This is a genomic window from Aeromicrobium sp. (assembly GCF_014378035.1).
GTDB lineage: Bacteria > Actinomycetota > Actinomycetes > Propionibacteriales > Nocardioidaceae > Aeromicrobium.
Genome location: NZ_JACMOM010000135.1, coordinates 35,129 through 46,362 on the forward strand (window position 1 = coordinate 35,129; position 11,234 = coordinate 46,362).

13 protein-coding genes and 1 pseudogene are annotated in these 11,234 nt (G+C 68.0%); 7 read left to right on the top strand and 7 right to left on the bottom strand.

From position 1 onward, the window contains the following. The first annotated feature begins 167 nt into the window (after positions 1 to 167). The gene (locus H7290_RS06955) at positions 168 to 1,058 is read left to right on the top strand and encodes an alpha/beta fold hydrolase (RefSeq protein WP_290513296.1); all 891 of its coding nucleotides are present in this window, start codon (positions 168 to 170) and stop codon (positions 1,056 to 1,058) included. Here H7290_RS06955 and H7290_RS06960 read toward each other — a convergent pair. Next, positions 1,012 to 1,299 (bottom strand): hypothetical protein, encoded by a 288-nt coding sequence (locus H7290_RS06960; RefSeq protein ID WP_290513297.1) that lies wholly within the window; start codon positions 1,297 to 1,299, stop codon positions 1,012 to 1,014. The genes H7290_RS06955 and H7290_RS06960 overlap by 47 nt on opposite strands. A 281-nt stretch (positions 1,300 to 1,580) precedes the next feature. Between H7290_RS06960 and H7290_RS06965 the strand changes: the two genes are divergently transcribed. Further along, positions 1,581 to 2,255 carry a M23 family metallopeptidase gene (locus tag H7290_RS06965; RefSeq protein ID WP_290513298.1) on the top strand — a complete coding sequence of 225 codons (675 nt, stop codon included), beginning with the start codon at positions 1,581 to 1,583 and terminating at the stop codon, positions 2,253 to 2,255. Positions 2,256 to 2,356: 101 nt separating this feature from the next. Here the strand turns inward: H7290_RS06965 and pcrA are convergent, their stop codons facing one another. Then, a complete protein-coding gene (gene pcrA / locus H7290_RS06970; protein ID WP_290513299.1) occupies positions 2,357 to 4,717 on the bottom strand; it encodes a DNA helicase PcrA in 2,361 nt (786 codons plus the stop codon). Between the two features lie 66 nt (positions 4,718 to 4,783). Here pcrA and H7290_RS06975 point away from each other — a divergent pair, with 66 nt between their 5' ends. Together H7290_RS06975 and H7290_RS06980 are read left to right on the top strand one after the other, a co-directional pair. Beyond that, entirely contained in the window at positions 4,784 to 5,140 is a 357-nt protein-coding gene (locus tag H7290_RS06975; protein ID WP_290513300.1) for a GntR family transcriptional regulator, read from the top strand. A gap of 53 nt (positions 5,141 to 5,193) precedes the next feature. Next, the gene (locus H7290_RS06980) at positions 5,194 to 5,367 is read left to right on the top strand and encodes a hypothetical protein (RefSeq protein WP_290513301.1); all 174 of its coding nucleotides are present in this window, start codon (positions 5,194 to 5,196) and stop codon (positions 5,365 to 5,367) included. Positions 5,368 to 5,375: 8 nt separating this feature from the next. Here the strand turns inward: H7290_RS06980 and H7290_RS06985 are convergent, their stop codons facing one another. From H7290_RS06985 to H7290_RS07005, 5 genes and pseudogenes are all read right to left on the bottom strand, one after another. Continuing rightward, a complete protein-coding gene (locus H7290_RS06985; protein ID WP_290513308.1) occupies positions 5,376 to 6,305 on the bottom strand; it encodes a hypothetical protein in 930 nt (309 codons plus the stop codon). Next, positions 6,282 to 6,812: pseudogene (locus H7290_RS06990) on the bottom strand (glucose-6-phosphate dehydrogenase); the annotation flags it as partial. The gene H7290_RS06985 and the pseudogene H7290_RS06990, both read right to left, overlap by 24 nt. A gap of 89 nt (positions 6,813 to 6,901) precedes the next feature. Further along, the gene (locus tag H7290_RS06995; RefSeq protein ID WP_290513302.1) at positions 6,902 to 7,426 is read right to left on the bottom strand and encodes an OsmC family protein; all 525 of its coding nucleotides are present in this window, start codon (positions 7,424 to 7,426) and stop codon (positions 6,902 to 6,904) included. Between the two features lie 148 nt (positions 7,427 to 7,574). Next, on the bottom strand, positions 7,575 to 8,228 hold the full coding sequence (locus tag H7290_RS07000) for a response regulator transcription factor (protein ID WP_290513303.1): 654 nt from the start codon (positions 8,226 to 8,228) through the stop codon (positions 7,575 to 7,577). Beyond that, the gene (locus H7290_RS07005) at positions 8,225 to 9,520 is read right to left on the bottom strand and encodes an ATP-binding protein (RefSeq protein ID WP_290513304.1); all 1,296 of its coding nucleotides are present in this window, start codon (positions 9,518 to 9,520) and stop codon (positions 8,225 to 8,227) included. Before H7290_RS07005 ends, H7290_RS07000 begins: the two co-directional genes overlap by 4 nt. A gap of 131 nt (positions 9,521 to 9,651) precedes the next feature. On the opposite strand from H7290_RS07005, the gene H7290_RS07010 reads away from it, so the two are divergent. The 3 genes from H7290_RS07010 to H7290_RS07020 form a co-directional block, all read left to right on the top strand. After that, positions 9,652 to 10,794, top strand: a complete 1,143-nt coding sequence (locus H7290_RS07010) for a PspC domain-containing protein (RefSeq protein WP_290513305.1) — start codon at positions 9,652 to 9,654, stop codon at positions 10,792 to 10,794. Further along, positions 10,791 to 11,069 carry a hypothetical protein gene (locus H7290_RS07015; protein WP_290513306.1) on the top strand — a complete coding sequence of 93 codons (279 nt, stop codon included), beginning with the start codon at positions 10,791 to 10,793 and terminating at the stop codon, positions 11,067 to 11,069. Before H7290_RS07010 ends, H7290_RS07015 begins: the two co-directional genes overlap by 4 nt. Then, positions 11,044 to 11,234: PspC domain-containing protein (locus tag H7290_RS07020; protein WP_290513307.1), on the top strand; the 191-nt coding region annotated here is incomplete at its 3' end. The genes H7290_RS07015 and H7290_RS07020, both read left to right, overlap by 26 nt.

Sequence of the window (11,234 nt, forward strand, 5' to 3'; positions counted from 1 at the left end):
CTTTGTTGACGTCCGATACGCTCTGGAGCCGGCCGAGAGGCCGCCATAAATGAGCCTTTTCGACTCTATCCGTTTACCACGTGTACAGGGGCGTTGGGGTGACGGGCGTTGTGTATGTCACACCTTCCAACGCCGGTCCGAAGCCCTGGTGCCCCGGAGGGACCACCATGAGCACTCAGATGATCGCCTCGGCAGATGTCAGCCTCCAGGTCCGTGTCACGGGCAACCAGTCCGGCCCGGTGGTCGTGCTCGTCCACGGGTTCCCTGACACCCAGCAGGTGTGGGACCGGGTCGTCCCGCTGCTGGAACCTGACTTCCGGGTCGTGACCTACGACGTTCGCGGAGCCGGGGCGTCGACCGCGCCCTCGTCACGCTCGGGCTACCGCATGAGCAAGCTGGTCGGCGACCTCGTGGCGGTCATCGAGCACGCCGTACCCGCGGGCGGGCCCGTGCACCTCATGGGCCACGACTGGGGGTCGGTACAGCTCTGGGGTGCGGTGATGCGCGCCGACAGCGACCCCCGGCTCTCTGGGCGCATCGCCTCGTACACGTCCATCAGCGGGCCGGGCCTCGACCTGTTCGGCCATTTCCTGCGCAGTGGCCTCACGAATCGGAGGCTCGTGGCCGTTGGACGCCAGATTGCCCACTCCTGGTACGTCCTGGCGTTCCAGACCCCGTGGCTCCCCGAGCTCGTCGCACGTCGGTTCGGCGATCGCATCCGCACCGGGCTCACCCGCAGCCAGCACCTCGACGAGAGCCACTGGGGCGACACCTTCGAGGACGACTTCAGCCACGGCATCAACCTCTACCGTGCCAACGGGCTGAGCTTCCGCCGCGGGACCACCTCGGTGCCGGTGCAGCTGATAGTGCCCACCAAGGACGCGTTCCTCTCCGCTGCCATCTACGCCGATGTGGCGGAGTTCGCGCCAGACGTCCGACGAGTCGACGTCGTGGCAGGGCACTGGGTCATCCAGACTCAGCCCTCGCTCGTCGCCGACACGCTCCGTGGCTTCATCGAGGAGATCGAGGATCGCGGCCGCGACCGTCAACAGGCGTGATGGTGATGTCGTGCGCGCCCAGTCCGTCGAGCAGCATCCGGATGAGCTCGAGCGCCTCGGCGTCACCGGCCACCACGATCTCGTCAGCGTCCTCCGCGATGGCGGCACCCACGAGCTGCTCAGGCGTCTGACCGCCCCCCACGAACACGATCTCGAAGCCGGTGTCGCGCAGGGTCCGCGCGACACCGGGCACGTCGTCGGCACACCCGACCGCCCCGACGATCACCCGTCTTCTGCCCATGCGGGGATGTTCCCACAAGCGTGAAGACCATCACACCAAGTCGGAGTTCCACGCTGTCTCGATTTGGGATCGACGCCAAACAACGAATCCGGTTTCTGCGCGTTGCCGTCGTCGGCTAGGATTGCGGGGTTCTGTCGTACCCATTGGGAGGTTCCTGCGTGCCGTCATCTGCGCCTAAACGCCGCCTGGACGTACGCAAGTCCTCCCCGCAGGGCTCTGGTGGCAAGCGCGCCGCGCCTCGTCGCCAGGCAGCGAGGCGCTCGATCCGACCTACTCCGGCCATGGCTGGTGCGTTCGTCCTGATCGTTGCGGGCTTCGGTTCCGCCGTCATCGGTGGCGCCACCGACACCGGAGCGCTCCGCGCGGACAAGTACCAGACCATCTCGCAGAACTATGTCGGGCCCGACATCAGCAGTGCTGCCAGTGAGGTTGACGTCAGCCGCAGCTTCGACAGATCAGTCGTCGAGAAGCAGGCCAAGGCGCAGGCGCAGCAGGTGCTGGTGGCTCAGGCCGACCTCGCCAAGAAGGTCGATGCCAAGGCAGCGGAGGTCAAGGCCAATCAGTGGGTGTTGCCGGTCACCGGTTATCAGATCACCGCCACGTTCGGACAGCGCAGCGGCCTCTGGGCGACGGTGCACACCGGCCTCGACTTCGCCGGCCCCTCTGGGTCGACCATCGTGTCGGTCGCGGCGGGCACCGTGAAGTCGGCGGGTTACGAAGGCGCCTACGGCAACCGCACGGTCGTGACTCTCCTCGACGGCACTGACATCTGGTACTGCCACCAGAGCCGTATCGCCGTCAAGCCCGGCGACAAGGTCGACCCGGGTCAGGTCATCGGCTACACCGGCTCCACCGGCAACGTCACCGGCCCCCACCTGCACCTCGAGGTACACCCGGGCGGCGGACCGGCGGTCGACCCGAAACCCGCGCTGATCCAGCACGGCGTCACGCCCTGACCCTCCCCCGTCCTCGCCTCAGCGTCCAGCTGTTCGCGCCGGCGGTGCCTGGGCGTCCGGCCCAGCACCGAACGTGAACGCCAGCCCGCTGCCCCTAGGGGCTAGAGCTTTTCGACCGGGGCGTAGCGCAGGAGGAGGCGCTTGACGCCTAGCGATCCGAAGTCGACCGAGGCCACCGACTTCTCGGCCTGACCCTCGACCGTGACGACCGTGCCCAGCCCGAAGCTGTCGTGGCTGACTCTGTCGCCCGGCGCGAGCGACAGCACCTCGACGTGTGCCCGCTTCGACCTCGCGGCGACGTTGGACGATCGGAAGGACGACTGCGCCGTGGCTGACGGGGTGGTCGGGGTCCATTGCGTCGGTGGTGTCGCAAGCCGGCGCCAGTCGACCAAGGCCTCGGGCAGCTCGTCGAGGAAACGTGAGGCGGGGTTGTAGGTGGGGGCTCCCCATGCCGCTCGGGTGGAGGCCCGCGTGACATAGAGCCGCGTCTGCGCACGGGTGATGCCGACGTAGGCGAGCCGGCGCTCTTCCTCGAGCTCCTTGGGGTCGCCCATCGACCGCATGTGGGGGAAGACGCCATCCTCGAGCCCCGTGAGGAAGACGACCGGGAACTCGAGCCCCTTGGCGGTGTGCAACGTCATGAGGGTGACGACCCCGTCGCCCTCGTCGGGGATCTGGTCGGCATCGGCAACCAGGGCAACCTGCTCGAGAAACGCCGCCAGCGAGCCCACCCCGAGTGACGGCTGGTCGGAGATGGCATCGACTGCCTCGTCGGGCTCCTCCTCGATCGTCTCAGCGTCGACGGGTTCGTCGTCGACCGTGCTGGCCCCCACCACGAACTCGCGCGCCACCGCGACGAGCTCGGCCAGGTTCTCGACCCGGGTCTCGTCCTGTGGATCGGTGCTCTGCTCGAGGGTCAAGAGGTAGCCACTGCGGGTCAGCGCGGCCTCGAGCACGGCATCTGCGGCGGCCCCGGTGTCGGCCATCGTCATGAGCTCGCTCATGACGGCAGTGAAGCCTTGGATCGCCTTGAGCGACCTCGTGGCGAGGTCGGTGGCCTCGGTCGCACGGGTCAGCGCCTCCCAGAAGCTGATCTCATGGAGGTTGGCGAGCCGCTGGATGGAGGCCTCGGCCCGGTCGCCGATGCCGCGCTTGGGCTCGTTGAGAATGCGGCGCAGTGAGACGGTGTCGCGGGGATTGACGAGCACCCGGACGTAGGCAAGGGCGTCCTTGATCTCCTTGCGCTCGTAGAACCGCACGCCCCCGACGACACGGTAGGGAAGACCGACCCGGATGAAGACCTCCTCGAACACCCGGCTCTGCGCGTTGGTGCGATAGAAGATGGCGACGTCCTTGGCCGCGGAGTCGCCGTCATCGGTGAGCCGGTCGATCTCGTCGGCGATGAACTGTGCCTCGTCGCGCTCGTCGTCGCCGACATAGCCGACGATCTTCTCGCCATCGCCCTCGGCCGACCAGAGCTGCTTGTCCTTGCGGCCCTCGTTACGGCTGATGACGGCGTTGGCCGCCGACAGGATGGTCTGGGTGGAGCGGTAGTTCTGCTCGAGCAGGATCGTGGTGGCGTTGGGGAAGTCGTCCTCGAACTCGAGGATGTTACGAATGTTGGCGCCGCGGAACGCGTAGATGGACTGGTCGGAGTCGCCCACGACCAGCAGGTCGGAGTCGGCGTCGGTGAGCTCACGGATCAGTGCGTACTGCGCGTGGTTGGTGTCCTGGTACTCGTCGATCAGGATGTGCCGGAACCGGCGACGATAGGTCTCGCAGACGTCGGGCCACGCCTGGAAGAGGTGGACGGTGTTCATGATGAGGTCGTCGAAGTCCATCGCGTTGGCCGCCTGCAGCCGCTGCTGATAGGTCTTGTAGGCCTCGGCGTAGATCTCCTCGGTGGGGTTGGTCGCCTTGCCCGCCGCCGCCTCGTGGTCGACCAGCTCGTTCTTGAGGTTGGAGATCCAGTTGAGCACCGCGCGCGGGTTGACCTTCTTGGGGTCAAGGTCCATGTCGCGGCAGATGAGGGTCATGAGCCGGCGCTGGTCGGCCGAGTCGTAGATCGTGAACGAAGACGTGAACCCGAACTTGGTGGCCTCACGACGCAGGATGCGCACGCACGCGGAGTGAAACGTGGACACCCACATCATGCGGGCGCGCGGGCCGACCAGCTCGGCGACTCGTTCGCGCATCTCCGCAGCGGCCTTGTTGGTGAAGGTGATGGCCAAGATAGACCCCGGGTGCGCGCCCCGCGACGCGATGAGCCACGCGATGCGCCGGGTGAGGACCCTGGTCTTGCCCGACCCTGCGCCGGCCACCACCAGCAAGGGACCGCCCGGGTGCGAGACGGCTTGGCGTTGCGCGTCGTTGAGACCCTCGAGCAGGGTGTCGGAGCGCGGACGCCTGATCGCGTCGGACTTCTTCGGGGCACGCTGGGGCACAGGGAACGGCAAAGTCATCGTGCCCCCAGCCTAGTTGGCAGGAGAGACACATCACGGGCTGGGCCAACAGGCGACAATGGCCGCATGACTTCCGTGACAGTGGATGCCGCGAGCGCCGAGCCGCCCTACGAGCAGGTGCGCCGCCAGCTCGCCGACGGGGCCGCGAGCGGCACGCTGGCCCCCGGCCACCGGCTCCCCACCGTGAGGCAGCTGGCCACCGACCTCGGCCTCGCCGCCAACACCATCGCGAAGGCCTATCGCGCGCTCGAAGTCGACGGTGTCGTCCAGACGCTCGGGCGCAAGGGGACGTTCGTGGCCAGCCGCAGGAGCGACGACGCAGAGGCGGGTGCGGGCGCCCAGACGTACGCGCGAACAGCCCGCCGGCGGGGTCTCTCGCTCGAGGAGGCGACCCGTCTCGTCGAGGACTGCTGGCACGTCTGAGCACCAGCGCTCCTGAGCACTGACCTGTTGAACCGTGGGGATACCGTGGCGACGTGTCGTTCCACATCGTGCTCGGACTCCTGTTCATCGCGGCCCTCGCCCTGCTCGCGCTCGCTCTCAGCGGTTACGGCAGCACCGACCGGTCGCACGAGGCCCCGCCGCGCCTGCCGGGGCACGACGTCCAGGACGAGCTCAAGCGCCGCGCCGACCCTGACCCCCCTGCCTGAGTCGCGGGCTACTCCGCCTGGGTGTTGGGCTTGCGCCAGCTGCGTTCGAAGGGCAGCCGCCACGCCCTCGGGGCGATGAGCTGGTGGATCGCGTTGGGCCCCCACGTTCCCTGTTGGTAGGGGCGCACCGGCGGGACGTCGACGAGCAACGGCTCGGACAGCTCCCACAGCCGCTCGATGCCCTCGGCCGTCGTGAACAGCGTCCGCTCGCCCCGCATCGCATCGTAGATGAGCCGCTCGTACGCCTCCAGCACCTCACCCAGACGGTCGTGCTCCTGCATCGCGAACTGCATGCTGAGCTTGTCGAGCCGCATGCCCGGTCCGGGTCGTTTGCCGTAGAACGACAGGGACATCCGCGAGGCATCCGCGAGGTCGAACGTCAGGTGGTCGGGGCCGGCCAGCCCGACACCCGAGCCCGTCGGGAACATGCTCTTGGGCGGCTCCCGGAACGCGATCGAGATGATCCGCGCACCCTCCGCGAGGCGCTTGCCGGTGCGCAGGTAGAACGGCACACCGGCCCAGCGCCAGTTGTCGATCTCAGCCCGGAGCGCCACGAAGGTGTCGGTCTCGGAGTCGGCCGCGATGCCGTCCTCGTCGCGGTAGCCCTGGTACTGACCGCGCACGACCTGCCTCGGATCGAGCGGGAGCATCGAGCGGAACACCTTGTTCTTCTCCTCACTGATCGAGTCGGAGTCAAGCGAGGTGGGTGGTTCCATCGCCATGAAGGCAAGCACCTGGAAGAGGTGTGTGACGACCATGTCCTTGAAGGCGCCGGTGCCCTCGTAGAAACCCGACCGTCCCGTGAGCGACAGGGTCTCGGGGACATCGATCTGCACGTGGTCGATGAAATTGCGGTTCCAGATCGGCTCGAACAGCCCGTTGGCGAAACGGAACGCCAGGATGTTGAGCGCCGCCTCCTTGCCCAGAAAGTGGTCGATGCGAAATATCTGCTCCTCGGCGAAGACCTCGTGCAGCTCGGCGTTCAGCGCCTTCGCACTCGCGAGATCGGTGCCGAACGGCTTCTCCATGATGATGCGGGCGCGCTGCACCAGCTTGGCTGCGTCGAGAGTGTGGACGACGTCGAGCGCCGCTTTCGGCGGGACACTCAGGTAGTGCAGGCGTGCCGGGGTGCCCCCGAGCTATGCCTCGAGCACGGCTGCCGCCTGAGCCAGTGCCTCGGGTCCGGCCTTGACGTTGACGTAGCTCAGCTTGGGCGCGAAATCTGCCCACTTGGCGTCGTCGATCGTGCGGGTGCTGAACTCGCGATAGGCCTTCTCGGCGAACTCGCGGAAGTCGTCGTCGCTGAAGTCGTCGAGCGAGACGCCGATGATGCGCGAGTCGGAGACGAGGCCCGACTGCAGGAGGTGCATGATGCCGGGCAGCAGCTTGCGGCGGGCCAGGTCTCCGGTGGCGCCGAACAGCACGATCAGATGGGGCTCGTTCATCACCTCAGGCTAGACCCGCGAGGGTGCCACCGAGCGAACTCCCGAGAGCATGTGTCAGCGCTCGGCACGGTGGCCGGGCGTGCTGGCGGCTAGGACGCCAGACGGACGTCGACGGGAACAGCCGAGCCCAGCGTGTGGCCGACCGGCGACGACGACAGCACCTTGGCATGCAGTGCCTCGACAGCCTCGCGCGGCGCCTCCGACAGGAGCGTGACGTCGGCGGTGATCGAGTCGAACCCCGCGTGCCCCTCGGCGACGCCGAGAAACACCCGGAGATCGATGTCGCCCCTGACATCGATCGTCAGCGCGTCGATCGTGATGCCTGCCACCGAGGCGTTCGCGGCGTAGCCCACCGCGAGGCAGTTGCCGAGCGCCGAGAGCAGCTGCTCGACGGGGTTGGCGGCCGTGTCTCCCCCGCCCATGGCCGGCGGCTCGTCGGAGGCGGTGGGGGCGAACGTGCGCACCCGGGCCTCCGAGGCGAACGCGTCCTTCCACGTCACGTGCGCGGCCCAGGTGGTCTGCGCCGACGTGGCGTCGTCGGTGACGGCCCGCACCAGACCACCGACAGCCTCGAGGTCTACGCCGTTGCGCCGGGTTCCTGATTCGACAGTCATGACTGCTCCTCCGATGGGGTCTGGTGGCTCCATCCTCGGGTCTTCGCCGGCTCGGATGCCGTCCGGTCACGGGGTGAGACGGTCGCCACGCGGGCTCGATCCGTGCATGCAGCCCAGCATGTTCCGCCAGGGGCGCGTTTGCTCGGTGTCAGATCAGTCGGCGGTCATTGGCCCAGCGGGTCAGCTCGTGCCGACTCGAGAGCTGCAGCTTGCGCAGAACGTTGGAGACATGCGTCTCGACGGTCTTGATCGAGATGAACAGCTCCTTCGCGACCTCCTTGTACGCATAACCGCGGGCGATCAGACGCATGACCTCACGCTCGCGCTCGGTGAGCCGGTCGAGGTCCTCGTCGATCTGCGCGATCTCGATCGTCCCGGCGAAGGCGTCCAGGACGAATCCGGCGAGCCGCGGCGAGAACACCGCGTCACCCGCAGCCACCCGGTTGATGGCGTCGAGAAGCTCGGGACCGGAGATGTTCTTCGTGACATAGCCCCGAGCACCGGCGCGGATGATGCCGATGACGTCCTCTGCGGCATCGCTGACCGACAGGGCGAGGTACTTCGTGTCGGGGTGCCGCAGGTGCAGCCGGCGCATGACCTCAAGGCCACCGCCGCCGGGCATGTGCACGTCGAGCAGCACGACGTCCGGCACCACGTCGGCTATCACCTTGACGGCGCTGTCGACGTCAGCCGCCTCGCCGACGATGTCGACGGGGCCGTCGATCTCGGTGCGGACCCCGGAGCGGAACATCGCGTGGTCGTCGACGACCACGATGCGCAAGATGGAGGGGGTGACCGTCATGAGGAGCTCTCTGTTGTCGTGGGGGCGGTTGTCGTGGGGGCGGTCTGCGGGGTGTCGACAGGCCGCAAGGGGACGCTCAGCGCGACTTCGGTGCCCTCGCCCGGGCCGCTGCGGATCGTGGCGGTGCCACCATGTCGCTCGACGCGGTCGATGATGGAGCCTCGCACACCCATGCGGTCGTCGGCGATGACGTCGGGCTCGAATCCGACACCGCGGTCGCGGATGAACACCTCGACGGTGCGCCCATCGGCCTCGGCGTAGACGTCGATGCGGTCGACGCCCGCGTGCTTCGCGGCATTGATCATTGCCTCCCGCGCGGCTTTCGCGATGGCGGCGACGTCCGCGTCCAGCGCTGCATCACCCACGGCGATGACCTCGACCGACACGTGGTGAACATCCTCGACGTCGGCCGCGGCCGCTCGCAGCGCCGCGACGAGGGAGTCGCCCGACTGCTCGTCGTTGCCATAGAGCCAGGCACGCAGCTCGCGCTCCTGGCGCCGCGCAAGGGTGGCGACCGCAGCGGAGTCGCCGGCATTCTTCTGCAGGAGGGCGAGGGTCTGCAGGACGGAGTCGTGCAGGTGCGCTGCGACGTCAGCGCGCTCCTGCGACCGCACCCGCGCGCGCCGCTCGTCGGACAGGTCACCGAGCAGCGTGATGATCCACGGCCCAAGTACCAGCGCCAGCCCGAGCAGGGCGATCCCCACTGCGGACGCGAGGTCGACGATCGCGCCCCAGCCTCGCTCCTGGGTCAGGAAGTAGATGCCGGACAGCGCAACGAGCACCACCCCGGCCGCGACGCGGGTGGCGAAGGCGAACCCGCGGGTCTGTCGCATCCATCGGCCCCACGCGGCGTCGTCGAACTGGCGCCAGATGACGGCGACGCCGATGACACCGAACAGGAGTGGCCCGAAGAGCCCTTCGGCGATGCCGCGCCCGGTCGACTGGATCAACAGCAGGACACCGACTCCCACGGCACCGAGTGCGATGGTCTGGGTGATCTCGACAGGACTCGGCCGCGTGCTGGTGCGCAGCCCGCGCCGCGTCGCCGACTCCAGGCCCGGCGACAGGTCGGGCTCGCGCAGCGGCAGGAACCGCCACAGCAGGAGGTAGATGATGACACCGACGCCGTGGAACCAGGTGGCCACGATGAAGACAAGGCGAACGTAGAGAACCGGGACCCCGAAGTGCTCCGCCACGCCGGTGGCGACACCGCCGACGACCCGACGATCGGCCGGGCGGTGGGCGCGACGGTACGGGCGCACCTCGCGCCTGGTCACACCGTGGTCGATCACACTCCAGATCGTCACACGTACGCGCGTGCTTGCACCACCCGGAACGACCCCCGTCGACCCTGACTGTCCCGGAGCGTGGTTCAGGGTCGTACCCGATGGATTCTGCCGTCGACCTGGGTCACGATGGAAACATGAACGGCACGCAAGAAACACCGAGGACCGAGGGCCCTGACGGCTCCTTCGATCCGCAACGACTGCGCACCATCACCGACATGAGACGGTCCAAGGACGACCGGCTCTTGGGCGGCGTCTGCGCCGGCGCTGCGAGGTACCTCAACATCGACCCCGTCATCGTGCGCGTCGTCATCGCGGCCCTCACGATCATCGGGTTCGCCGGCATCATCATCTATGCCTCTGCCTGGTTCCTCCTTCCCGCCGAGGGCGACGACAAGAGCACCGCGGCCGACTGGTTCAACCTCGGCAAGAACGAGGAGAAGATCCGGGTGATCGGCCTCGCGGTCGCCGGGGTGCTCGCAGCGGTCGCGGTCATCGGCAACAACGGGACCCCATGGGGAATCCCATGGTTCCTCGTTCCGCTGGGCGCGCTGTACTACCTGTTCGTCGTCCGTCCGCGTCGCCGTCGCGAAGGCAGCGACGCCGTCGACCATCCGTACGACCCAGCCCTGGGCCCCGCCGCCGACACGGCCGTCATCACGAAGGTCCCGGCCAGCACCGCTCCTCGACAGCGCGGGTCGTGGGCGCTGACGGTCCTCACGCTCTCGATCGCCGCCATCGCCGTCGCGGCCACCCGCATCTATGGCGACCTCCACGGCGACACGTCGTGGACCAATCTCATCGCCGTCATGCTCGGTGTCGTCGCGGTGGGTCTGCTCGTCGGCACCGTCGTCGGTCACGGGAGTCCGCTCATCGCCCTTGGCATCGTGCTCGCCCTTGCCCTCGCCGTCAGCTCGCTCCTCCCTGCCGCCTCCCTCGGCACACAGCAGCGCGTTCCGTCCGATGCCGCCCAGGTCGACCGCACCTACCGACACGGCATCGGCCTCCTCACGATCGACCTGACCGACGTGAGCGACCCCGACCAGCTCCTCGGACGGACCGTGCGGCTCAGGTCGGGAATCGGCCAGACCAAGGTCCTCGTGCCTACCGGCCTCGATGTCGAGATCGACTCGCGTCTCGACGCCGGTCAGATCTCGGTCTTCGGGCGCCAGGTCGACGGCACCGACAACGAGCTGGACGTCAGCGCAGCCACCGGCAGACCCGCTCTCACGGTCGACATACGTCAGCGTGTCGGCACCATCGAGGTGGTCCGGCAATGAGCCGACACCCGATCCGCTGGAACAGCCTCCTCTTCGGACTGCTCTTCCTCGCCGTCCTGGGCAACTGGATGGTGCGCACACAGGATCTCCTGACGACGCGGCAGCTCAGCCTCACCGTGTCCGGCGTGCTGATCCTGCTGGGCCTCGCCGGCGTCGCCGCAACCATCCTCAAGGCGCGGCCGGCACGCCCGCATGCCCCGCCTGAGCGCAAGACCTCGACCTCCACCCCAACCCCGGAAGGACATCATGATGAAGCAGCTGACTCGAAGCCGTGACGACAAGTGGCTCGGAGGTGTGTGCGGAGGCCTCAGCACCTACACCGGCATTGACGCCAACCTGATCCGCCTGGTCGTCGCCGTCGGCACGATCCTCGGCGCCGGGTCGCTCATCGTGGCGTACGTCGTCGCGTGGGTCCTGATGCCGTCGCGCACGGATGGCCC

Excerpts from the sequence above, each read along its gene's own strand:
- H7290_RS06955 (WP_290513296.1), top strand. The coding sequence starts at position 168 with ATGAGCACTCAGATGATCGCCTCGGCAGATGTCAGCCTCCAGGTCCGT.
- H7290_RS06960 (WP_290513297.1), bottom strand. The coding sequence starts at position 1,299 with ATGGGCAGAAGACGGGTGATCGTCGGGGCGGTCGGGTGTGCCGACGAC.
- H7290_RS06965 (WP_290513298.1), top strand. The coding sequence starts at position 1,581 with ATGGCTGGTGCGTTCGTCCTGATCGTTGCGGGCTTCGGTTCCGCCGTC.
- pcrA (WP_290513299.1), bottom strand. The coding sequence starts at position 4,717 with ATGACTTTGCCGTTCCCTGTGCCCCAGCGTGCCCCGAAGAAGTCCGAC.
- H7290_RS06975 (WP_290513300.1), top strand. The coding sequence starts at position 4,784 with ATGACTTCCGTGACAGTGGATGCCGCGAGCGCCGAGCCGCCCTACGAG.
- H7290_RS06995 (WP_290513302.1), bottom strand. The coding sequence starts at position 7,426 with ATGACTGTCGAATCAGGAACCCGGCGCAACGGCGTAGACCTCGAGGCT.
- H7290_RS07000 (WP_290513303.1), bottom strand. The coding sequence starts at position 8,228 with ATGACGGTCACCCCCTCCATCTTGCGCATCGTGGTCGTCGACGACCAC.
- H7290_RS07010 (WP_290513305.1), top strand. The coding sequence starts at position 9,652 with ATGAACGGCACGCAAGAAACACCGAGGACCGAGGGCCCTGACGGCTCC.
- H7290_RS07015 (WP_290513306.1), top strand. The coding sequence starts at position 10,791 with ATGAGCCGACACCCGATCCGCTGGAACAGCCTCCTCTTCGGACTGCTC.